23 protein-coding genes and 1 pseudogene are annotated in these 23,668 nt (G+C 43.2%); 7 read left to right on the forward strand and 17 right to left on the reverse strand.

Annotated elements, in window-relative coordinates; all coding sequences use genetic code 11:
- Nucleotides 1-200: 200 nt before the first annotated feature.
- The 5 genes from galU to ABE28_RS20230 form a co-directional block, all read right to left on the reverse strand.
- Nucleotides 201-1,088 carry a UTP--glucose-1-phosphate uridylyltransferase GalU gene (galU, locus tag ABE28_RS20210; protein WP_064462733.1) on the reverse strand — a complete coding sequence of 296 codons (888 nt, stop codon included), beginning with the start codon at nt 1,086-1,088 and terminating at the stop codon, nt 201-203.
- A gap of 298 nt (nt 1,089-1,386) precedes the next feature.
- Complete coding sequence (locus tag ABE28_RS20215) at nt 1,387-3,126, reverse strand: phospho-sugar mutase (RefSeq protein WP_064462732.1); 1,740 nt, start codon at nt 3,124-3,126, stop codon at nt 1,387-1,389.
- A gap of 305 nt (nt 3,127-3,431) precedes the next feature.
- Nucleotides 3,432-4,073, reverse strand: a complete 642-nt coding sequence (locus ABE28_RS20220) for an NAD(P)-dependent oxidoreductase (RefSeq protein ID WP_064462731.1) — start codon at nt 4,071-4,073, stop codon at nt 3,432-3,434.
- Between the two features lie 366 nt (nt 4,074-4,439).
- Complete coding sequence (locus tag ABE28_RS20225) at nt 4,440-4,862, reverse strand: disulfide oxidoreductase (protein ID WP_064462730.1); 423 nt, start codon at nt 4,860-4,862, stop codon at nt 4,440-4,442.
- A 3-nt stretch (nt 4,863-4,865) separates the two neighbouring features.
- Entirely contained in the window at nt 4,866-5,558 is a 693-nt protein-coding gene (locus ABE28_RS20230) for a DsbA family protein (protein ID WP_083232169.1), read from the reverse strand.
- Between the two features lie 278 nt (nt 5,559-5,836).
- Here ABE28_RS20230 and ABE28_RS20235 point away from each other — a divergent pair, with 278 nt between their 5' ends.
- Nucleotides 5,837-6,277, forward strand: coding sequence for an Rrf2 family transcriptional regulator (locus ABE28_RS20235; RefSeq protein ID WP_064462728.1), 441 nt, complete (start codon nt 5,837-5,839; stop codon nt 6,275-6,277).
- Between the two features lie 69 nt (nt 6,278-6,346).
- On the opposite strand, the gene ABE28_RS20240 is transcribed toward ABE28_RS20235, so the two are convergent.
- Nucleotides 6,347-9,427, reverse strand: a complete 3,081-nt coding sequence (locus ABE28_RS20240) for an SH3 domain-containing protein (RefSeq protein ID WP_064462727.1) — start codon at nt 9,425-9,427, stop codon at nt 6,347-6,349.
- Nucleotides 9,428-10,003: 576 nt separating this feature from the next.
- Here ABE28_RS20240 and ABE28_RS20245 point away from each other — a divergent pair.
- The 4 genes from ABE28_RS20245 to ABE28_RS20260 all read left to right on the forward strand — a co-directional run bounded on the left by ABE28_RS20245 (nt 10,004) and on the right by ABE28_RS20260 (nt 11,966).
- Nucleotides 10,004-10,609, forward strand: a complete 606-nt coding sequence (locus ABE28_RS20245) for a protein kinase family protein (RefSeq protein WP_064462726.1) — start codon at nt 10,004-10,006, stop codon at nt 10,607-10,609.
- 31 nt (nt 10,610-10,640) lie between these two features.
- Complete coding sequence (locus tag ABE28_RS20250) at nt 10,641-11,084, forward strand: DUF6376 family protein (RefSeq protein WP_064462725.1); 444 nt, start codon at nt 10,641-10,643, stop codon at nt 11,082-11,084.
- A gap of 105 nt (nt 11,085-11,189) precedes the next feature.
- On the forward strand, nt 11,190-11,618 hold the full coding sequence (locus tag ABE28_RS20255; RefSeq protein WP_064462724.1) for an SRPBCC family protein: 429 nt from the start codon (nt 11,190-11,192) through the stop codon (nt 11,616-11,618).
- Nucleotides 11,619-11,966: an ArsR/SmtB family transcription factor gene (locus ABE28_RS20260; RefSeq protein ID WP_064462723.1), complete on the forward strand. Its 348-nt coding sequence runs from the start codon at nt 11,619-11,621 to the stop codon at nt 11,964-11,966. It begins immediately after the preceding gene.
- 49 nt (nt 11,967-12,015) lie between these two features.
- Here ABE28_RS20260 and ABE28_RS20265 read toward each other — a convergent pair whose 3' ends face one another.
- From ABE28_RS20265 to ABE28_RS20310, 9 genes and pseudogenes are all read right to left on the reverse strand, one after another.
- Nucleotides 12,016-14,871, reverse strand: coding sequence for a YhgE/Pip domain-containing protein (locus tag ABE28_RS20265; protein ID WP_064462722.1), 2,856 nt, complete (start codon nt 14,869-14,871; stop codon nt 12,016-12,018).
- Entirely contained in the window at nt 14,868-15,374 is a 507-nt protein-coding gene (locus ABE28_RS20270; protein WP_064462721.1) for an Rrf2 family transcriptional regulator, read from the reverse strand. The genes ABE28_RS20265 and ABE28_RS20270 overlap by 4 nt, the downstream gene beginning before the upstream one ends.
- A gap of 208 nt (nt 15,375-15,582) precedes the next feature.
- Nucleotides 15,583-15,897: a thioredoxin family protein gene (locus tag ABE28_RS20275; protein WP_064462720.1), complete on the reverse strand. Its 315-nt coding sequence runs from the start codon at nt 15,895-15,897 to the stop codon at nt 15,583-15,585.
- A gap of 595 nt (nt 15,898-16,492) precedes the next feature.
- A complete protein-coding gene (locus ABE28_RS20280; RefSeq protein ID WP_064462719.1) occupies nt 16,493-16,894 on the reverse strand; it encodes a VOC family protein in 402 nt (133 codons plus the stop codon).
- 34 nt (nt 16,895-16,928) lie between these two features.
- A complete protein-coding gene (locus ABE28_RS20285) occupies nt 16,929-18,218 on the reverse strand; it encodes a family 8 glycosyl hydrolase (protein WP_064462718.1) in 1,290 nt (429 codons plus the stop codon).
- Between the two features lie 100 nt (nt 18,219-18,318).
- Complete coding sequence (locus ABE28_RS20290) at nt 18,319-18,993, reverse strand: O-methyltransferase (RefSeq protein WP_064462717.1); 675 nt, start codon at nt 18,991-18,993, stop codon at nt 18,319-18,321.
- Nucleotides 18,965-19,663, reverse strand: coding sequence for a VOC family protein (locus ABE28_RS20295; RefSeq protein ID WP_064462716.1), 699 nt, complete (start codon nt 19,661-19,663; stop codon nt 18,965-18,967). Before ABE28_RS20295 ends, ABE28_RS20290 begins: the two co-directional genes overlap by 29 nt.
- A 161-nt stretch (nt 19,664-19,824) precedes the next feature.
- Nucleotides 19,825-20,472, reverse strand: coding sequence for a pentapeptide repeat-containing protein (locus ABE28_RS20305; protein WP_083232170.1), 648 nt, complete (start codon nt 20,470-20,472; stop codon nt 19,825-19,827).
- A gap of 151 nt (nt 20,473-20,623) precedes the next feature.
- Nucleotides 20,624-20,965, reverse strand: a pseudogene (locus ABE28_RS20310) (DUF4306 domain-containing protein); the annotation flags it as partial.
- Nucleotides 20,966-21,235: 270 nt separating this feature from the next.
- Between ABE28_RS20310 and ABE28_RS20315 the strand changes: the two are divergent.
- Nucleotides 21,236-21,868 (forward strand): DUF6944 family repetitive protein, encoded by a 633-nt coding sequence (locus ABE28_RS20315; RefSeq protein WP_064462715.1) that lies wholly within the window; start codon nt 21,236-21,238, stop codon nt 21,866-21,868.
- 30 nt (nt 21,869-21,898) lie between these two features.
- On the opposite strand, the gene ABE28_RS20320 is transcribed toward ABE28_RS20315, so the two are convergent.
- Together ABE28_RS20320 and ABE28_RS20325 are read right to left on the reverse strand one after the other, a co-directional pair.
- Nucleotides 21,899-22,300: a VOC family protein gene (locus ABE28_RS20320; RefSeq protein WP_257390643.1), complete on the reverse strand. Its 402-nt coding sequence runs from the start codon at nt 22,298-22,300 to the stop codon at nt 21,899-21,901.
- Nucleotides 22,301-22,718: 418 nt separating this feature from the next.
- Nucleotides 22,719-23,072, reverse strand: coding sequence for a hypothetical protein (locus tag ABE28_RS20325; RefSeq protein WP_083232172.1), 354 nt, complete (start codon nt 23,070-23,072; stop codon nt 22,719-22,721).
- Nucleotides 23,073-23,219: 147 nt separating this feature from the next.
- Between ABE28_RS20325 and ABE28_RS20330 the strand changes: the two genes are divergently transcribed.
- The gene (locus ABE28_RS20330) at nt 23,220-23,660 is read left to right on the forward strand and encodes a MarR family winged helix-turn-helix transcriptional regulator (protein ID WP_064462713.1); all 441 of its coding nucleotides are present in this window, start codon (nt 23,220-23,222) and stop codon (nt 23,658-23,660) included.
- Nucleotides 23,661-23,668 lie beyond the last annotated feature (8 nt).

Consider the following 23,668-nt stretch of genomic DNA (forward strand, 5'->3'; position numbering starts at 1 on the left):
ATAACAAATCAAACTTGCCCGTGACTGTAATAATAAAGTTTTGAGATGCCTGATCGAATACATTTCAACATGAATCCGATCAGACCATTACTGGTCACACAGGCTAGCTTGATGGAGATGGCATCTCTGATTCAGAAAGTGGATAATTTGAAAAAAGCCTAGTATTGCCGGCTTTTTTGCTTTAAATCCTATATGAAGGTCTATTTGGTTGCAGTCCTGTGCATCTTGAGTATATTTTCCATTTCCTTAATGATGTCATCTCTTAACTCAGGACGCTGCAGCGCAAATTCGATGGTCGTCTTGACAAAGCCATCCACTACTCCCACATCATAGCGTTTACCTTCAAAATCGTAGGCGAAAACCTTCTGTATTTCATTCAATTTTTGGATGGCATCCGTCAACTGGATTTCGCCGCCGGCCCCTGTTTCTTGCCTAGCCAGGAAATCGAATATTTCCGGAGTTAGGATATATCTTCCCATAATGGCTAAATTGGAAGGCGCCGTTCCTTGTTTCGGTTTTTCAACGAAACGATTCACTTCGTATCTTCTGCCTTCCTGTGTAACCGGGTCAATAACGCCATACCTATGCGTTTCGTTCTCATCCACTGGCTGCACTCCGATGATGGACGAGCCAGTTGCATCGTATTCGTTGATCAATTGACGCAATGAAGGCACTTCGCTTTGTACGATATCATCACCTAAAAGGACGGCAAATGGCTCATCCCCGATAAAGTTCCGTGCACACCATACAGCATGTCCAAGACCTTTAGGTTCTTTTTGCCTAATGTAATGAATATTGGCCAAGTTAGAGGGATATTGCACTTTCTCCAATAGGTCGAATTTTTCTTTTTCCCGCAGGTTGTTCTCTAGCTCATAGGCGTTATCGAAATGATCTTCGATCGCACGCTTATTCTTCCCTGTGACAATGATAATATCTTCAATTCCAGATTTCACGGCTTCTTCTATAATATATTGAATGGTTGGCTTGTCCACTATTGGCAGCATTTCTTTGGGCATTGCCTTCGTAGCAGGTAAAAATCTAGTTCCCAATCCCGCTGCAGGTATAATCGCCTTTTTAACTTTTTTCATACTTTTGTAGCTCCTCCGTCATAACTTTTTAAATCTATCCATAAGACTACTTAGTTTACTATATACAATATTCATAGTAACATAGACTCGTTTTTTGTAAATATTTTCGTCAATTAAAAATACTTGCACATCAACATATTATATACCAATTTCTATAAAATTAAAAACCTATTAAGTTCCATATTCAACCATATTTTCAATATTGGGGAGAAGATGACGTTTCAAGCACCAAGCAAAAAGGCCTTTCCCTGAATGAACATCGGGAAAAGGCCTCATTTTCTTCATTAATATTGCTGCCTTACGCGCCTTTAATGATCGCGTTAATTTTTTCCATAAAGGCATTCATCACATGCTTCAGTTTCAATTCCGCCTCTTCCAGCTTTTCACCTTGGATGCCGAAGTAGAATTTGATTTTTGGTTCTGTCCCCGATGGCCGTAAGCAGACCCAGGTTCCATCTTCAAGGAAGTACTTGATTACATTTGATTTGGGTAAATCGATCACTTCCTCGGTATTACCGTCCATCGCCAGCTTCCTGCCGCTTTGATAATCCTCCTGGACCACTACAGCTTTACCGGCTATATGCTTTGGAGGATCCTGACGGAATTGATCGAGAATCCCCTGGATTTGCCCAGCCCCTTCGATTCCCTTTAGCGTCAATGATTGAAGTCCCTCCAAATAATATCCGTACTTTTCAAAAATTTGGATCAATCCTTCATATAGATCCATTCCCTGCTGTTTATAGTAAGCACAAACCTCAACCGCAAGGATGGCTGCCTGGATCGCATCTTTGTCTCGGGCAAAATCCTTGATTAAATAGCCATAACTTTCTTCATAACCGAATAAGAAGGTGTGCTGGCCGCTTTCCTGATATTCGTTGATCTTTTCAGCGATGAATTTAAAACCGGTCAATACATCAACGGTTTCCAATCCATATTCTTTCGCAATGGTACGGCCGATTTCCGAAGTCACGATCGTTTTTAAGACCACGCCATTTTCAGGCAACGTCCCTTTTGCTTGCTTTTCTCTTAAAAGGTAATCCAATATGAGTGCGCCTGTTTGATTACCTGTAAGCACCACATATTCGCCAGCTTTATTTTTAACCGCGATTCCGAGTCGATCTGCATCAGGGTCGGTAGCGATCAGAAGGTCGGCAGATACCGTATTTCCCAATTCGATTGCCATCTTGAATGCTGCATGCTCTTCAGGATTCGGAGATTTGACTGTCGAAAAATTGGGATCAGGCAATTCCTGCTCCTTTACAACGTGTACCTTGTCGTAACCAAGATCTCGCAAGGCCCGTCTGACCGATTTATTTGCCGTACCATGAAGCGGCGTGAATACGACCGTCACATCCTCTTCTTCACTTAAACTCTTGTTTTCTGGTACAGTAAGTAATTTTTCATTATAGGCAGCATCGATATCTTCACCGATCATCTCAATAAGACCGTTCGCTTTTAAGGTCGCTTCATCCTTCACCGCAATGGTCAGTTCATTTTCAATCGCATTGACGTATTCAATCACCTTATCCGCCGTGGCTGGTGGAAGCTGGGCGCCATCCGGTCCATACACCTTATAACCATTATATTCGGGTGGATTATGGCTGGCCGTGATCACGATCCCAGCATAGGCATTCAGCTCACGAACGGCAAAGGATAGCTCCGGCGTCGGCCTTAGCTCATCGAATAGATACGCCTTTATCCCTTGTGTAGCCAAGGTCTTGGCCGCTTCCAAGGCAAATTCGGGGGATTTGAAGCGTGAGTCGTACGCGATTGCCACGCCTCTGTTCTTTGCATCATCGCCGATTTCCTGGAGATAATGCGCCAATCCCAATGTCGCTTTGCGGACTGTATAAAGATTCATCCGATTCGTGCCTGCACCGATTTCCCCGCGCATGCCGCCTGTACCGAATTCCAGGTTCTTGTAAAACGCATCTTCCACTTTTTTTTCATCATCTTGCATCTTTGTAAGTAATGACTTCATTTCCTCATCAAGGGCTTCATAATTCACCCAAGAGCTATAAGAACGTTTCCAATCCATTTTCACATAGTCCTTCTTTCTTTCTAGTTTCCTATCGGAAAATCCAGATATTTCTACTAAAAACTCACGAAATAAAAAAGCCGTTCATGGGACTTTCTTCGCTATATTATCAGCAATAAATGGACAACAGTCAATATCATAAACAGAAAAATACTTTGCTCGTGTCGGGTTGCTATGCTGGAATAGAATGGATTGGGTTGGGGATGCTTCATGGAGGGGAATCAGGTGAACTTGGACATCGCCCCCTGTCTCATGGAAAACATGCATCCAGGAGACAGCGGGGCGACGGTCAGGTCCGTTTTAAATTACTTCGCTTCGCCGACAACGGTAAAACGTTGATTGATGTGCTGCGGATTCTCGATCTCGTCAAGTACAGCCACGGCGAAATCGGCGTAACTCACATAACTTTCGCCTTTTGAGTTTACGAGCAGATTGTCTTTACCAAGTTCATACTGCCCTGTTCTTTTCCCTTGCGGATCAAAGAAGGCGGATGGACTGATGAATGTCCAATGGATGCCGCTTGCATGCTGTAAATCCTCCAGATTCTTGGCTTGATTAGACGCCGTGGCAAAATACTCTTTAGGGAAATCGGGCGTATCCAGCACACGTGTCGTTTTCGCCTCGTCAACGAAAAGGCTGCCTGCACCGCCAACAACGATCAATTTAGTGTGAGGCGCGCCTTTCATTGCAGCAATAAGGATTTTCCCTGCCTCCACATGCAGATGTTCCTTCCCTGGAGCTGCACCAAAAGCATTCACAACCACATCGAACTGCTTCAAATCATCCGCTTGGATGTCGAAAATATCTTTAACAAGTATGGATACCCCTGAATCCTGGACTTTCGCTTCATCCCTGACCACAGCCGTCACTTCATGTCCTCTAGTTTTAGCTTCGTTTACAATCAAGCCTCCAGCTTTTCCGCTTGCACCTATGATAGCTATCTTCATTATAATTTCCTCCCCTTAATGGTTTAAACACTTAAATGTAATCAAATTAGTTACATGTAATAATATAAATTACAACCACTTCTTTTGTCAAATGCTTTTTGAAAAATCTTTCGTTGATATATTGTGGAGTTTCGTCGATATATCGCGGATTTCGTTGATATATTGCGGAGTTTCGTCGATATATCGCGGATTTCGTTGATATATTGCGGGGTTTCGTCGATATATTGCGGAGTTTCGTCGATATATAACTGATTTCGGTTCAGCAGATATATCGTGTTTTCCGTTGCTGTGCCGTTCCATTAGTATTCGTTCATTAAAAAAGCACCATTCATTGTGAAATCATTTCCACAAAGAATGGTGCGCTTTTCATGCTGCTGTTTCGTTCTTCCGATTGCTGCTCATTAGTAATGCCATGCATATTGTAATGAGGGTGAAGGCAATAAAGGCCAAAAACGGAATCGTGATGAACCCTAACCAATTTATATAATCGACTGAGCAAGGGACACCGCTTTGGCACATTTCGAATTGCTGCAGGGCTGGAATCTTTTGCAGGCAATAGTGGTATCCTGAAACCAGCATCCCCAAAATCGACAAGGGGAGGATGTACCGATGGATTTTCAGGTCTTGCTCATAGAAGGCCCGTCCTAATAATATAACTAGCGGGTACATCAAGATCCTTTGGTACCAGCAAAAAGTACAAGGTACATAATGAAGGATTTCACTGAAATAGAGACTTCCCGCAGTGGCCATGATGGATAATATCCAAGCGAATAATAGCGACTTGTTCATCGACTATTTGCCCTTCGCTGCTTCATCAACCATTTTCTTCAGATCATCTATCGTATTTCCCTCAAACTTCTGGCCATTGACGAATAAGGAAGGTGTGCCTGATACAGCTAATTCTTCGGCAGTCTTCATATCCTTGTTCCAGTGTTCCTCGGATTTGCCTGCTTTAAAGGAGGCAACCACCTTTTTCACATCCGCTTCATTTGCGATTTCCTTCAAGGTCTTTTCCAAAAAATCATCGGTGAATATATCTTCTTTTTCATATTTATGATCATCAGGCTGCTTACTGAATAAAAGCTCATGAAACTTCCAGAACGTTTCATTTCCTAATTCCTGATAAACGCTCTCAGCAAATTTAGCGGATCTAGTGGAATCGACGTTAATGAACGAATAATTCATGAAATAAAATTGCGCTTTTCCTGTATCGACCAGCTCACTTTTGATCGATGGAAAGAAGTTCTCTTCGAAGGTCTTACACACTGGACATTTATAATCACCAAATTCAACAATTTTCACAGGGGCCGATTCATCTCCTACATAAGGCTGTGCTTCATAATCGATTTCATAAGCCGCTGTATCCTCTTTTTTACCGTTAGCCAAGAAAATGAACCCGATAATGATGACAGCGACCAACCCGATGATCCAAAACGTGAATGCAGATGATTGTTTTTGCTTCTTATTATTTTTATTAGACATCATGAACCTCCATAGCTATTATTGTTTTTTAACATTCCTTATACAGGTCCTTTGGACTCCATTAAGGCCGCTTTCAGTTCCCCCTTTCCATTTGCCGCATACCTGTAACTGACTCGTTTACGTGTTATAATATAAGTTTCACATGATGGTTTGTCAATTTAACGATCCTTTTATTTATGGCGGCGAATGTGATTCATGATCATTATAACTTGTAACTACTTGAATTACATGTTAAATGTTTTATACTATATAGGAATCGAGTTGTTAAAGGAGAGAACAAGATGTCCATCAGTACCCGTTTTTCCGTAGGGATCCATATATTATCTCTTTTAGAAATTAATAAAGAAGTCGTTAACACTTCTGATTATATTGCAAAAAGTGTCAACACCAACCCCGCCTTAATCAGGAAAATTACCGGCATGCTCAAGAGTGCCGGTTTGGTGAATGTCCGGCCTGGCATTGCTGGAGCGACATTGGCCAAGGGGCTGTCAGATATTACTTTACTCGATGTTTACAAAGCCGTTAATGTGACGCACGATAAAGAACTATTTGGCGTACATGAAAATCCTAACCCAGCATGCCCTGTGGGAAGAAATATACAGAGCGCGATAGAGCCGCTTTTTTCAGTTGCTGAACTTGCCTTGGAAAAAGCATTGGGCGCCGTAACGATCGAGGATGTCGTCAAGGAGATCATTGAAAGAGATGCGCTAAGCAACTCGTGATATGTTACGTTTAGCTTTTTTAGAAGCAAAAACACATGAGGAAGACTCATGTGTTTTTTTGTTGGTATTTTACTTATATTTAGGAATTTCGATCGTCAATTTATATGAATCTAATAAACTATACAAGTTATAAATCTGTTTCACTTGTTTCGTTGCCCAGCCAATATCAGTGGCATACTGATGTGAAGCATAGCCATATTTCTCTGCTGCGGTAGGGTTCCACCTCATTTTGTAAAGCGTGTCCTGTCCAGCGGAAATATAGCCCTTCGCTATGAATTCGGCGCCGCCGATAATGGCCGCTTCCGGTGTGAACCAGCCGGCATTATATGCATATTGAGCACCGCTGCTTACCGCTGTACCGTCAAAAGCTCCCACTCCATACATATTATAGACCGTTCTCCCGTTCACCTTCACTCCTGTTGCCAAAGGTGAAGTGCCATTCCCGGTCTCCAGCAAGGCATGAGAAATCAAATAAATCTCATTCACGCCATACTTTACTCCTGCGGAAGTGAAGGTCGCAGCTTGTCCTTGCAGAATGCCTTTACCTGAAAGGATTCTATCATTCACTTCGGAAACATTCATATTGGTAACTTGGGAGAGCTTCACGAATTGATACGAATGAACTGGATCATTGACGAAATTATTCGGATTAAGGTTATACTCTATGTCTTCCGGACTAGCATTAACCCATGTCTTGTTATAGCTCACTTCGTACCAGTAGTACCCGTCAGAGCCTTTCACTTTTGATTTAATGGTCAATGATTGATTATTGCTTACATCCCCGACTACCCAATAATTCGGGCCAGCTCCGCCCCTGACACGCCATCCGGTTCCTTTAACGGTCCCTTTGGTTGAATTGATGATTGACAGGCCATCCTCACGTATGTAGGTTTTATACACTTTATCTGTTTGCGCATTAGCCTTCATTTGAATTTCAACCATTTTTTCCATTGTAAGATTGTACTCTTTATCGACCCTGATGATCGATTCATTGGGACTTCCTGGACCCTCTGGTGCCTTGGCTGATAGGTATTGCGTGCTAACATAACCCGTTTTTCCATTCGCCGTGACCCGTGACCAGCCTCCAGACTCGGAATACACGGTTACCGCCGTTTTATCTACAAGCTTGGCAATGATTGAAGCGGTCGCCGATGCACCTGAGCGCATATTCAAACTGGAGCCATCATTCACACTTACATACTTGGTGATCGTCGTTTCTTCTCCGCCTGGATTCTCCGGTGTGGCACCAGGTTTCTCCGTTGATAAATATTGCGTGCTGACATAACCCTCTCCGCCATACGCCTTAATTTTGGACCAGCCATCTGATTCCGAGATAACTTCTACCTCTACACCCCTTGCCAATTTTACAACGACCGATGCGTTTTCTGATGGCTTATTACGCATATTGAGCGTTCCTGAGCTGACATTTACATATTTCGTCGTCGTTTTTTCAGGAATTGATGGTTTCGTGCCCGTTACCGGCTTTGTCGCCGTTAGATAGGATGTACTTACATATCCTTCCACCCCGTTGACCTTGACCTTTGCCCACCCTTTGGATTCTGAGTATACCGTTACCTGCGTGCCATGTGTCAGCTTGCCGACGATGCTTGCGGTTTCACTGCCGCTTTTTCGCATATTGAGCATTCCTGAGCCGACATTTACATATTTCGTCGTCGTTTTTTCAGGGACTGCTGGTTTCGTGTCCGTTACCGGCTTTGTCGTCGATAGATATTTGGTGCTTACATGACCGTCCTTTCCATTGGCCTTGACCTTCGCCCAGCCTTTGGCTTCCGAATATACCACTACCTGTGTTCCCTTTGAAAGCTTGGCGACGATGCTTGCGGATTCACTGCCGCTTTTTCGCATATTGAGCGTACTTGCATTCACATACTTCGTCGTCGTTTTTTCAGGGACCGCTGGTTTCGTGTCCGTCACCGGCTTTGCATTCGATAGATATTTGGTGCTGACATACCCGTCTTTTCCATTGGCCTTGACCTTCGCCCAGCCTTTGGCTTCCGAGTAAACCGTCACTTTCGTCCCTTTTGATAGCCTCGCGACAATGCTTGAACTATCCGTCCCGCTTTTTCGCATATTGAGCGTGCTTGCCGTCACGTATTTCGTTGACGTTTTTTGAACAGTTGCCGTGGATCCGGCTCCTGGCTTGGCCGCGGACAAATATTTGGTGCTTACATAGCCGTCTTTCCCACTGGCTTTGACCTTCGCCCATCCATTGGCTTCCGAATACACCGTCACCTGCGTCCCTTTTGAAAGCCTTGTGACGATGCTTGAACTTACGGCACCGCTTTTCCGCATATTGAGCGTACTTGCCGTCACATATTTCGTAGCGGTTTTACTCGTTACGGAAGATTTGGTTGCCTGACCAGGCTTCGTTGCCGAAAGATACTTTGCATTGACATAGCCATCTTTTCCATTGGCTTTGATCTTTGCCCATCCTTTGGCTTCCGAATACACCGTTACTTGCGTGCCTTTTGTTAGCTTCGCTACTACGGCTGCACTTTCCGTCCCGCTTTTTCGCATATTGAGCGAACCCGTGCTGACATTCACATATTTTGTCGCCGTTTTACTCGTTACGGCGGACTTGGTCACCTGGTTTGGCTTCGCTGCCGAAAGATACTTAGCACTGACATAACCGTCTTTCCCATTGGCTTTGACTTTCGCCCATCCTTTGGATTCCGAGTACACCGTTACTTGCGTGCCCCTTGTCAGCTTCGTTACTAATGCTGCACTTTCCGCCCCGCTTTTTCGCATATTGAGCGAACCCGTGCTAACATTCACATATTTTGTCACCGTCTTTACAGTTACGGCAGACTTAGTTAAAACCCCGGGCTTCGTTGCCGATAAATACTTTGTACTGACATATCCGTCCTTTCCATTGGCTTTGATCTTCGTCCAACCCTTGGATTCCGAATAAATCGTTACTTGTGTCCCTTTAGAAAGCTTGGCAACTATGCCCGCATTCTCCGCTCCCGTTTTTCTCATATTGAGCGAACCGGAACTTACATTTACATACATTACATGTGCATCAATATTCGTCTGTTCTGCATGTAGTGGAGCTGCAGATATTTTTTCTTCGAAAGCGACTGTCGACAATACTGCAAAACAGAAAGTTGGTATAATTAATTTCTTCATATCATTCTCCCTACTAAAGCATTATATTTCTAACATTTATTTAAATATCGGTTAATATCAGTATAATAATATAGGTACATATACTTATTCGTTAAAAATATAACATATTTCTTTAGATTCATAGGGTAATCACTTAGGTTTTAACATATTAGTAAACTAACAGTCATTAAAGTAACTTTATAGTAATATTTGAAACATATTCATATGGTAACGTCCATCAAAAGCCTGGTTATGCACATATGATATACTAAAATAATTAATTAAGTGATATCCCTCACACATGAAAAATAAAAGCCAGGTTATCCCTTCGATCCTCATATTTGACGGGTTAAGGTCATAAACTATATAATTACCATATATATTGATAAGAATCCTTCTGTTAAGGGGAGTAGCTATACAATAAAGTCGTCAGTACAGGATTATATCCTCGGCTTTATTGGCAACTGATTCCAGTTGTTTGCAAGACCTTGCCGATTATTTGGTGAGGTCTTTTGATTTTTTTAAAAGACGGTATGACCAATAATCGGTTATACCGTCTTTTTTTGATCCCAAAATTGCACATTAGAGGTGAATAGTATGCAGAACTATACTGATTTAGCCGCAAGCGTCAAGATTTCCAATGATAAAAAGTATTCATTGATTGATGCCGCCCCATCCCTGACCCTTATCGGAAAGGGCCGCAGCGCTTATGTATTCCGGATACATTCCACCAATAAAGCGCTAAAGGTGTTTTTCCCGGACCAAATTCAAACAGCTAAAGTGGAAGCCGAAATATACAAAACCGTTCAATCCATTGATTATTATCCAACTCTTTATGCTGCCGGTTTTAATTATCTCGTCATCGATCTCATCGAGGGCAATACCCTTTTTGAATGTTTGACGTTAGGGATTCCCATAACGGAAGAAAACATCGAGGAAATTGACCATGCTCTGCAATTAGCAAGAAAAGAAGGATTGAACCCTTCGGATATCCATTTAAGGAATATCTTCATCACTTCCGAAAAAAAGGTGAAGATCATTGATGTCGCCAGGTTCAAGCAAGTTAAATCCTGCAAACAGTGGCACGATTTGAAAAGCGCCTTTCACCTTTTCTATTCGAAGTCATTTTTCCCGAAAAAAATACCGGGATTCATATTGAATTCGATCGCAGCCATTTATAAAAAAAGATTCTTACCGATTTGAACGACACGATAAAATCACATTGGAGGCACATATGAAAAAAATGATCGCAATCGCTCTTCTTTCCATTCTTACATTAAGCGGGTGCTCGCTTTTGGGGGAAGTCAATTCATCCTTGGAATATGCAGATAATGCAACGGAATATGTTAATACGGTTAAGGAATTTGCCAATGAGGTACCAGCACTTGCCCAAAATGCCGTCACAAATACAGAAGCAAGGCAAAACCTTGAAAAAGAACTGCAACAGATGAAAACGAATATTGAAGAATTCAATGCAATCGAGCCACCTCAAATCGCCGAAACGATCCATGAAAAAATCGTCGCTTCCAATCAACAGTTATCAGAGGGAATTGAATTATACTTGAATAATATTGAAAAGGGCGAACTTGACCCTAAAGCATTGGAAGATTCAGAGATTATGCAAACCATCGATCAAATCACGGGCTTGGCAAACCAAATTAAAAAATTAGGGAACTAAATGCCGGAAGCTCCGATAGTCGCCGTTGACATGAAACCAAATGGTTTTATATAATTGTTAAAACAAAACCGAATGGTTTTATTTCATCGATAAGGGAGAGTCACTATGGACAAACAACATGCTTTAGAAGATGTCAAGAAGACCGTCATGCTTGAAGCACCGATCCAAAAGGTTTGGGATACAGTATCGACTGCCGAGGGAATCGCTTCATGGTTCATGCCAAATGATTTTCAGCCGAAAGTGGGACATGAGTTCCATGTACAATCACCGTTTGGTCCCTCTCCATGTAAGGTATTGGAGATAGATGCCCCCCACCGGCTCTCTTTCTCATGGGATACTGATGGTTGGATCGTTTCATTCCATTTAAAAGAGCATGATGGCAAAACCGAATTCACCCTCATCCATGGCGGGTGGAAGCAGCCTGAATCGATCCTGCCGAAAGCGAATGAAAAAAGCTCGGTCGTCCGCGATAGGATGGCATATGGATGGGATCAGATTGTTCATGAAAAACTTAAAAAGGCAGTTGAAGGCTAAGTGTCTTCTTCCACAGAAAAATATGATGTATTCCAAGCCGTGGCGGACCCCACTCGCAGGAAAGTCCTGCAATTGCTTACTGTAGGGGAATTACCCATTTCGGCCATCACCTCCCATTTTCCGATGAGCCGTACGGCGATCGCCAAGCATCTTCATATTCTTTCCGAAGCCGAGTTGGTCAGCGGGCGGAAGGTAGGAAGAGAGAAACGCTTTCGGCTTCAGCCAGAGCCTTTGAGCGAATTGAAGGAGTGGCTTTCATTTTATGACCGATTCTGGGATAACAAACTCTCCATCCTTAAGCATGTGGTTGAACACCCCGAGGAAAAGGGATTGCAAGTAAAAAAATAGGAAATGAAAGCCCCCGGCACAATTGCACCGGGGGCTTTCTCATTCATTTTTATGCTTCACCTACGATGGTTCGTTCTTTGCGCTTGCGAATGACCATTGTGAGCAATAGCAGCAAATTAAATACAATGATGCACCCAGTAAGGAAAAGATAACTGGTCGTTAATGCATCCGCTCCAAGACTTGCGCTCATCGATTGACGGAAGCCCATGACGGAATACGTCATCGGTATGAAAGGATTAACCGATCTGAAGAAGCTATTCATTAACTCGACAGGGAACATTCCCCCGCTTGCACCTATCTGCAATACAAGGAAAATCATCGCTAGTAAGCGCCCTGGATTGCCAAATCCTACGGTCAGGAAGGTAACAAGGAACATGTAAGTGAGGGAAGTCAATATCGAAACTCCTATAAATTGCCCTATGTTCTCGACCTGTAAATCCATTCCCCATATCATGATCGCATCGAGCACTAATGCCGAGATCGTTGCTTGAATGAATAGGACCGTAAATTTACTGAACCACCATGCCAAACCTGATGTAGGCCGTGTTGACGGCATGCCTGTCGGGAATCCCATATTGAAGGCAATCGCACCTACGAATAACCCTAGTGACAGAACATATGGAGCTAGAGCATGCCCATAGTTCGGCACCTTGCTGCTTTTTTGTTCTTTAATCTGTGTAGGTTCAGCGATCATGCTGTAATTATCATCAGATGTTTCATTATTGTTTATTTCTTCTGCACCATCACTTAATTTTTCCGAAAGCTCTGTCGTTCCATCTTTTAGTGAGGTGATGCCATCTCCCAGTTTATTTGAACCTTTTGCTAGTTTGGATGACCCCTCATTGATCTTACCTGCACCATCAGCAAGCTGGATGACACCATTGCTCAATGTCGGCAGATTGCTTGCCAATTGTTCAGTACCTTCAACAAGTGCCGATGAACCTTTGTTCAAGGCGGCTGAGTTGGCATTCAATTCGTTGGCTCCATCGGCCAATTTGCTCGCCCCTTCGCCTACCTTACCAACACCGAACGTATACTTTTCCAAACCACTTCCAAAGGTTGCTGACCCTGTTTGAAGCTTGGATACCCCATCAACCAACTGACCAGAACCCTCAGTTAGTTTTGACAGGCCAGTATTCAACGACGAACCGCCTTGTGCCAGCTGATTGATTCCATTCACCAATTCCGGTGTTCGTTCATTTAGGCTATCAGTTGCCTCCGTTAATTGATTGCTGCCCTTAACCGCATCTGACAGACCTGTATTTAATTGCGATGCACCCGGAATGAATTGATTTTCCAGTGAATCCTTAATGGCCGTGTATCCATTCAACGCTGAAACCGCGTTCGGATTGACTTTATTCACAGCATTATTCAAGGCTGCCACTTGTTCCGGCAGTTGGCCTAAACCATTCAATACTGGCATCACATGATTCGTTAATTGAGCAGATAAATCGGATATACTGCCTGCAAGCGCCGTAGCAATTTGCTTTTGTGACCCTGCTTGTGTTTGAGCTTCGTTTTGAACGGCCCCGAGTAATTCGGATTGCTGTTCACTTGTCATGCCTTTGTAAGCTTCAGTTCCTTTGACGGCATCGATCGTGCTTTGTCCGTTGTTAGCAATCGACGTTTGAAGCTGTGACAAAGCCGCTTGGCTGTTCTCAAGATCTTTCGTAATGCTAGAGACGGTGCCGGACGTGCTGCTTCCTGCCGGGATCGCTTCTTGCAATTTATTGACGCCGCTTTGAATGCTTGAAAGTCCTTGTGTAAGCTGACTTAACTGTTCACTAGCCGGCAATTGGCCATCCAGCTTTTTCAAACCATCATTCAACGCCTGACTTCCCTCCGACAGCTTGTTAATTCCATCATTCAAGCTCCTTTGGCCTTCCGCCAGCTTTGGAATGCCTGTCGATTGATCTGTCAGTTGACTTGCATTTTCCGATAATAGATTCAAGCCATCGTTCAGACTGGCACTGCCTGTTTGTGCTTCCGCTAAGCCATTATTTAAACTTTGGGCTCCTGGAACGACTTTGGCCAATCCATTCGAAAGCTGTGAAGAGCCTTGAATCAACGCAGCACTATTATTCGTTAATTCCCCTGTGCCTGATGCAAGTTCATTAACACCTGTTTGGAGCTGCCCGACTCCATTCGTATATTTGGCTATTCCCTTGTTTAATTCCGTTGCGCCGTTTTCAAGTTTATTGACGCCTTCCAAAAACTTTCCTACGCCAATTTGAAGTTTATTCGCTCCATCCTTGAAAGTTAAAGTACTGGACGCTAATTTATTCAGATTGTCTGTCACTTCTTTGTTTCCATCATGAAGTTTTTCAGCTCCGTCATCCAATTTAGATGCCCCATCTGCTGCTTCACTGAAACCGTCCCCGATTTCCCCAAGCTGTGAGAAGATCGCTTCCGCATATTCTTTAGTGACACTTTCTGCTATTTCCGTTTTCAAATTATTCGTGGCTTTGCTTCCGACCGTTTCAGAAACGAAACTGCGTCCAGGATTCACATCATAGGTTAAATTCATCTTCTTCGGCTTTTTATCCATGACGGTTGAAGCATTTTTGGAAAAATCCCGAGGAATGGTTATGACCATATAATATGTACCATCTTTGAATCCCTCTTTTGCCTTTTCTTCCGACACGAAATGCCATTCCAAATCATCATTGCCCTTTAATTCATCGACGAGCTCATCGCCGACTTTCAAGGTCTTTCCTTCATACTCTGCCTTCACATCATTATTCACGACCGCTACAGGCAACTTACCTGTATGGCCATATGGATTCCAAGCGGAACTAAGGAATAATCCTCCATATATAATCGGAACGAACAGTAGTACAATGGCGACACCCAGCAGTTTTTTATTCGAGAGGAAAAGCTTCCACTCTTCTTTAAGCATATTCATTCTTTTTCACCTGTCTTTTCACTTCTAAATTCACACAATGATTCCGAATTCCAATTCAAGGTCGGAAGTTCGTTTGTTCCAAAGCTTTCCTTGAGCAGATCAGCCACTGTTTGACTGGAAAAGAACTCCATGAGAAGCTCATCCGCCTGCGTGAACATCCTGCGAAGAACGTCCACTCCCTTTTCAGCATACTCGCCATCTTTAAACGCTTTTTCAATAAGTCCTGTATCGGGAAACATCGATATCGGACCTTCCATCGCTTCAATAATTTCGATATTCTTAATTTCATCCACACGCTTGGCAAGCGAGAGGCCGCCATTATTCCCTGGTACGGAAGTGATGATTTGCTTCACGACCAATTTCCGGATGATTTTTTTCAAATACGAAGGAGATACTTCCAACCTTCTGCTAATCTCATTGGACGAAAGCGGCACCTTTTTATCCTGGGTTGAGAGTATGACAATGATGCATATCGCTTGCTCCACCCCTTTTGTTAATTGCAATTCCTTTCACCTCTTTATATATACATGTAAATGGACATCCAATATCCATAATGGATATTTCGTATCTATTATTAAACCTCGTTTCAGCATAAAAATCAAGTCATTTTATTGAAAAATTTACAAGTATGATATTTATCCTGAAATACAGAAGAACAAAAAGGAAACCCCACATGACGATATCATGCGGGGTTTCCTTTATCAGAGACGTTTACAGTTCATTTAAGAATTCGTTGACTGCCTCTGGAGTTTTTGCATTGGCACTGTGCAGATGAGCCACTTTCTCGCCATTTCTGAATACTAATAGCGATGGAATCCCCATTACCGTTTGCTCCTCAGAAATCTCAGGGAATTCGTCGCGATCGATCGTAAACCACTGCTTGTCTTGATGCTCCTGCGTGATTTCATCGATGAACATGTCTAAGCGTTTGCAGTCTGGACACCAAGTAGTCGTAAAAATCCCGACCGTCAGTCCTTCTTGTTTAATTTGTTCACGGTATTCTTGTTCTGTGCCTATATTTTTCATAAGTTTCTCCTCCGGGCTTTTTTCCATCCTATTTTAATGCAAGCATGAATGTACTCCACGATTACTATATAATTAATTCCCTCACAGCACAAACGGTTTAGCCTGTACAATACTTGAACGTATCTTTCCACTTTACGTCATCACTTAGTTAAAACACCAATAATGACAATAATTCAGGCTATATGTGTAGAAATATTTCCTTCATTGCTATTCATTCGGCCTGATCACATATATTTCGTCCTGCACAGCTATTAATTCGACCTTCTTCTCATTATTTCGACCTGCTACTCATTATTTCGGCCTGTACACCTATTAATCCGGCCTTCTTCTCATTATTTCGGCCTGTATAGCCATTAATTCGACCTGCTACTCATTATTTCGACCCGAATAGCCATTATTTCGGCCTGATCAGCCATTATTTCGTCCTGTGACTCATTATTTCGACCTGTACAGCCATTAATTCGACCTTCTTCTCATTAATTCGTCCTGAACACCATTAATCCGGCCTAATACTCATTATTTCGGCCTCCATCACATTTAATTCGTCCTGCATCCGGAAACGGTCTAAACGATACCGCATGTGGCGTTATCCAGTTCATTCCTTAGGGAGGTTCAGCTGCCAGGAGACACCATACTTATCGGCTATCCATCCGAACTTCTTGCTAAAGGAATAGTCACCCAATGGCATCAGCGCTTGTCCGCCATCAGCTAAACGCGAATACAGCCTGTCAATTTCTTCTTCACTATCACATGTAAGAAAGATTGAAAATGAAGGTGTAAAGGTAAATTGGTGCTCAGCATTACTATCGATGCACATGAACTCCTGATTTTTTAAGGTGAAGGTGGCTTGCATGACGCTTCCCTCTGTACCTGGCTGATTTGCTCCATACCGGGTGATGCTGGTTATTTCCGACTCTTCAATCATAGCCGTGTACTCATTCATCGCTTCTTCCGCATTTCCTTGGAACATGAGGAAGGGTGTCACTTTTTTTGTCATTTTTCATCAAACTCCCTTTTCGTGAGGTGGTTGATTATGGTGCCCACCAGTTTCCTGACACCACAATCATTGCCTGCAATTTTATCGTATTGGCAAAATAGTCATCGTCTTCTTTTGATTGTATCGTCCGGTCCCACAAATCGTTGATCCATTGCTGGTTGGACGGATCGATCATGCTGCTTACCATGAAGGGGGCCGTGAAGCTTGTACTATTTCCTTCTTCGACGATTTGTCCGTTTAACGTATAGCCGGATTGGATATTCTCAGGGTTTCCATCCGTTTCCGACTTGATCCATTCATTCATTCTCGTCAATTGGGTTAGCGCCCTATCATCACCGGTCAATAAGTAATCAATCGTATAACGCCACGGGGTTCGGCTGCTATTCCAGCTATAATCGCCGTCATTCTCCCCTTCTAAAAAGTCCGCTTGTGCAGGCTGAATCCCATCTTTGGATTGGACAATGAAATCCGGCATCAGCCCCGTATCGCGACTTTGCCCTTCATAAATGGCATTCATGATCTTATACGCCTTATTCGTTACAGCCTCCCAGTCCTGATTCCCCGTTACTTCCTCGAACACCTTCAAATGACTGAGAAGGAAATCCGAAGAGCGTGTGGCTTTTCCGTATACCTCATCATCATCCTCAGCCCAGTCGCCCAGTTTAATCAAGGATTGCGACCGGTTTATTTCATGCGCCATGATCGCCTCGATGATGTCCTTTGCCCGGGCAAGATAGTCGATGTCCCCATCGCTTCCCCACTGGCGATCAGCCAATAGAAGCGAATAAGCGATATCCATATCTCCATCGGTTGCCGAGTCGGCATCTCCTGGCGTATTTATGATTTTCCCCTTTTTATCCTTCACTTGCTGCCACGCCATCAACGAAGGAGCATTATCGCTTTCATGCGCTTTATAAAATCGGTAAAGTCCATCAAAATACCGCTTATCCCCACTGCCTGCCATGATGGCCGTTATCATCATTCCATAGCCATGGGCCTCTGAAACGGTGACGGCATTTTTTGGTTCCGCATACCCCTTATCGTTGTAGTAGATATAATATTCATCTTTTTTATCTGCTGGCTGCTTGAGGTATTCTTTTTTCCAGACTTCATAAAAATCCCCAACCGCATCGTCCAGCTCCTCTTGTGATGCATCGTCAGGCTTTATCGTCCCTGATTGATAAACTGCATGCTGCGGAAATGGCCTTTTACCGGCCAGCTCTTGCTTCGAGGTTTGAGTGGTTTGGGACACCACCACTACCGAGAAGATGATTCCGAAGATGATCACTCCGATTCCGATCATTAAGCTTTTTCTTTTTTTCATGGCTGGCTCCTTGAATGATGGTATGTCCTTTATTCGATATAAGAAATTTCATGTAAGAAGTTTCCCCATCGCTCACGCTATACATGCCGCACTGGGCGCCTTACTGCTTAACCCTTCCGATCACAAAACCATCATATCCCTTCATGCCAACCGTTTGCATGACGGTAGAGTCGATGCGCGGGTCTACGGATAGCTGATCTACAAATGTGCGGATTCCCTTCACATTCGGGTCTTCGCTATCGGGATCGAGCACCTTTCCATCTCGTATGACATTATCGGTGATGATCACGGTACCAGGCCGAGAAAGTTTCAGCGCCCATCTAAGATATTCGGAATTATTGACCTTATCCGCATCGATAAAAATGAGGTCAAAGCTGGTTAAACCTTGTTCTTTAAGCTTTGGCAACGTATCAAGTGCCGCCCCCACAATGATGCTGATTTTATCGGCCAAGCCTGCCTTCTTGATATTCGCTTCAGCCACTTTTGCATGCTTCTCTTCATATTCAAGCGTTATCAACCGTCCTTCTTCCGGCAAAGCGCGCGCGAGCCACACACTGCTATAGCCGCCAAGGGTCCCGATTTCCAAGATGCTTTTCGCTCCGCACAGTTTCGCGAGCAGATGGAGGAATTTCCCTTGGTTTGGAGATACATCGATGGCCGGCAGCCCCGCTTCTTCATTCGCCTTCAATATTGAATTCATGATGTGATCGGTCGTATGAAGTTTATTACTAAAATATAAGTCTACCTCATCCCAAGTTTGTTTCTGCTGATTCAACTTTCATCTCCCCTTCGCGATTTAATGAAATGATTAGCTTGTCATCAATGACAAGCGATAGCGGAAAGGTTTCCGACACCCTATCCGAAAAAATCCAGCGCCTTTTCCTTGGACCCAAAAGTAAAAACGATCCTGCTTCATGCTGCCCTATGAAATTCAATCTTCCTTCACTAATCGCTTCATCCTTCCTTACTGGAAGCCCTAAGCTATTCAACTCACTCCCGATGAAGCCCACCTTATCTGTCGTAAAATTTATTTCGCTAATGCACAAGGATTCCTGTACAGAAAAAGCCTTTGACGGTGATTTCGGTGATACAGCATATCTGGATATGAACTCGACAATGTTGCCTGATGGGTCTGAAAAATAAAAGGCATGGGCGTCTGAAAGGGTAAAATAAACTTCATCCTCACCATCTTCCTTCAATAACTCGACTTTTGATTTTGCCCATTCTTTTGCCGAGTTAAATAAATTGGTTGGGATGTTAATGGCAAAATGATAATAAGGCTTCTCCTGAGGATGATAGTCTTTGACCTCCAGCACACTGTCCCCAATCGTAATTTCAAAACTGGCATTGGTTTGTGCGCGTAGCTCAAAGCCTAACTCATCCACATAAAAATTCAGCATTTCATCCAAGGAATGACTATATAGTGTGACCTTATTGATCTTCATCGTCGCTCCCCCCTCTAACAAATATTGTAAAGCAATCCTATATTTATGGAAACATTCTGAACTTATTTACAAAAAAAATATATTTGCTGCATTCCTCCACGCAAAAAAGGACCGCCAAGCTGGCGATCCACTGATTATGGTCGAATTAACCGTAAAGACGTTCACTCTTTGATTGTCAGTCCAAGCATGGCAGCAAAGCCTATCGCTTGATCCGCGGAAACCTCGCAGCCGTTTAGATCCTCCAGGGATACGGTTAGCCTTTGGAAGGTGGAGCTGCTAAGGTCGATTCCTTTAAGTGGCGTCCTGGAAAAATTGACCTCATTTAATCTGCAGGCATCGAATGCCACTTTCTTCAATGTACACTCATAGTAATCTGCGCTTTCCAATGAACAGCGATCATATTTCACCTGTTTTATGGAAGCATAACCGAAGGCACTTAAATTCAAGTTGCAGCTCTCGAATAGAACATTTCCTAAACTGGCATCGGACAGGTTGATGCCAAGTAATTTCGAATCCTTGAATTCGACACGGTGAATCGACCCACCCATGAAATCGGCATTGGTCAAGTCGCAATGGTCAAAAATAACATCCGTTAGCTCAATATTCCTGAAGTACACATCGCTGAATGTCACATTTTTAAAAACTACCTGTGATAATACAATTTTGTCGATTGATTCTCTATCAATCGAACAATTGGCGATGATACAGGCATCAAGATAGGGCTCATCTTTATAATAGATTTCCTGAAAATTTGCTTCGGGTAGCTCTTTACCAATCTTAGGCTGTTCAATCTTGATTTTGGCTGTCATCGTATCACCTTTTCACTATATTCTTCGCTCTTCACTCTCATCTAATGGGAGCTGGCTTCCCTATAATAAATGAGTTGTGCGTGGAGTTCAAACTAAGAATTTCGCGTGAAGGGCTATTATTTTTCGTTGTTTCATGTCTCGCGAAACGGCATTAGCTTTCAGTCTTGAACCAGCTTGGCTTCCAAAAGTAAGATAGGGCCGCGGCTACTATCAAGAGCAATCCACCCATCAAAAAAATGCCTTGGAAGATACCTCCCCCGATTGTCGGTGAATTGGAGACAATCCCCCCTGCAAACAGAAATAGGACTCCAAAGCCTAATAGAAATAAAGCTTTTTTTGCGATGCTGCTTTTGAAAAAACGATAGCCCGTAAGCAAGATGATGTACGAAGCGGTTAACGTCATAAGCACCGGAAACATCGGCCTGAATTTAGCGGCATAAACGAAATAGTCCAAATCCGAAATGGCATGGGCATCGATCACGTGATCACCTGAAAAATACGTTGAATGCTTTCACTCCCAGTGATTATCCAATATTTCGCTGCCTTCATACCAGCTACAAAATGAAAAAAGGATAAAGAAAAGTGCAGCCATTATAATTTGTGAAGCATAGTTAAAAGTCAATTCCATCTCCTCCAGCTGCCATTATACCAATAATTGGTTGAATTTCCTATATCCATAGCCAACTTCGTGTTCAAGCAATATGTAAACAAACACGGTCTTCTGAATATCATAATGTAACCACTTTTAAGGAGCGTTAGAAATATGATCACTCATGGAGATGACCTCCTTATTTCAGGAGCATGGTTACTGGGCATCGGCACACTCGCTGGTGCAATCGGGCAGACCCAGCAAACGTTAACCGGAACGAACCTCGGAAAGGACTTGATTTTAAAAGGGAATGGCATTGAAGCCTTTGGAAATGTACTGCAGGCAATCGGACGGACGAAAATGCTGGATGAGGAAAATGTAATCCCGGAAACCTATTTCATTTTCGGAGCTTGGCTTGAGGCTGTGGGTAATGCCACAAATGTAGCGGGAATTAATATGCAGTTGAATGGGTCTGCTGTGGAGGGAACGAAAACGGATGCACTCGGCAGCGGCATCCAAGGTCTAGGTGCCGCTTTTGAAGCGTTCGGTGCCTTTCTTTCGGAGGATTCCATTTCACGTCCGCTTGAAATGAAAGGAAATGCACTCATTGCAGCAGGTTCTTTTTTTGAATCGATCGGAAACATTTTCATTCTCAATGAAAAAAACCGGATGGGGGAGCAAATCCTCTTACTTGGCAGCTGGGCCCAGGTCGCCGGTGCCTTCATATTGATCGATGCCCTTTCCTTTCGTCCTGAATCCGAAAGTGATGAGCATCGATCCAGCCGGTATAGCTATGCCAACGCTTAAATGATACCCTGCCTTCCGCCGACCGAAGCATTAAGGAGCGACGAGTTCGACCTTCATCCGATCTGGATCTTCAAAATATACCGCATAATGACCCTCTCCCCCGGCAAACGGGTGCTTATCGGCATAAAGGACGGATACTCCCCTGTTCCTTAATTTCGTCGTCAGCTCATCAACCTGCAGACGGGACGAAGCATGAAAGGCAAGATGGTTAAGACCGACCCTTCCCCTATGATAGGGAACATCCAGATACTTATCCTTCGCTTGAACAAAAACGATATACATTTCCGCTAATCTCCAGCTCTTCCCGCTCTCCCACTCCTGATATGGCTCATAGCCCATTTCCTCCAAAAACCAACCCCAAAAATCTATTGTTCTATTCATCTCTGAAACATATAGCTCAATATGATGAATGAACCACTTTGACTTTGACACGGCTTTCCCCCCTTTTAAACCACAAAAAGAGGAGCGTTTAATACCACTCCCCTTGCTTGGCTGATTTCACTATACCCGAATCCGGGCACATGGACTATCGAAAATTTCCGATTGGGGCGAATTTTATTGCTCTGGCGGACGAATTATCTTCCTATTGGGACGAATTTTTTTCTGATTAGGACGAATTATCCTACAATCCGGTCGATTTCTCCTGAAGGACGAATTATCTCCTGATTGGGACGAATTATCTCCTGATTGGGACGAATTATCCCCTTTAACGGACGTATTATGACGTTTTCCCCCTCTATCCGACGTTTTCTCTCACATTCAAATTGAAAGATACGCACAGATGGTTGATTTGTTTCTCTATTTTGGGCTAATTGCACAAATTTTATCTTTTTTAAGGCTGGATGGTTTTTTATTTGATGATTTTGTCATAAACTTCTCCTCCGCCATTAATTTTGATGATTTTTAAGCGGTTTGTTTTTTTGATGAAAACGGTTTTATATTGTTTTTCTCCGTTTAAGTCAATCAGGAATACACGTTTATCATCGTTATCCGTTTCCTTGTTGAGGGTATAGTCTTCCTCACCGATTTGCTCGATGATTTCGTCATATTCGGGCAAGGAGGACCATTTATTTTTTTCAGGGCCCGCTTTCGTTTCTTTTTGCTGTTCATTTTCGGCCGACTTTTCCTTTTCATCCGCCATGTCACTATTGCAAGCAGTCAGCATGGCTGCTGAGGCAACCAATGCAATGATTGATTTATACATGTACAACATCAACTCCCATTCCTATCTTCCCTCTTCACTTGTTAAATAACCTTGTTTCGCATAAATATCAAAAATCCGATTGGACATAATATATTGATTCTGCTATTATAGTTACTCAGGGTAACAATTACTCAAGGTAACTATATAATGATAAAAGAGGTGTTTCCTATAAAGACTTACCAAAAATTCTTTCAGCAACTTTTACAGTTGTACCGCCCATTTGAAAATAATCTCAATATCCAGCTGAATAAGCATGATTTACACAGGGCTCAATGGTCCATTTTGCATTGCTTATTCAATTATGAATCGGCGACGCTTGTCGAGCTCGCCAATTACCAAAGCGTCGAAAAGCCCACGATTACAAGGACCATCACCCGTTTGGAGGAATTGGGGTATGTCGAGCATGTGCCAAGCAAGGATAGGCGCGAGAAAAGGATGCGGCTTACGGAGCTCGGCACTAAGATTTACAACGAAGTCCGTACAACGATCGACCAATATGAGCAGGACATCCTGGAAGGAATCACAGAAGAGGAGCAACTCTCAGCGATACGCATCATGGGTGAAATAAGAAATAACATCTTAAAGTAGGGAGATCA

The organism is Peribacillus muralis, from assembly GCF_001645685.2.
Taxonomy (GTDB): Bacteria; Bacillota; Bacilli; order Bacillales; family DSM-1321; genus Peribacillus; species Peribacillus muralis_A.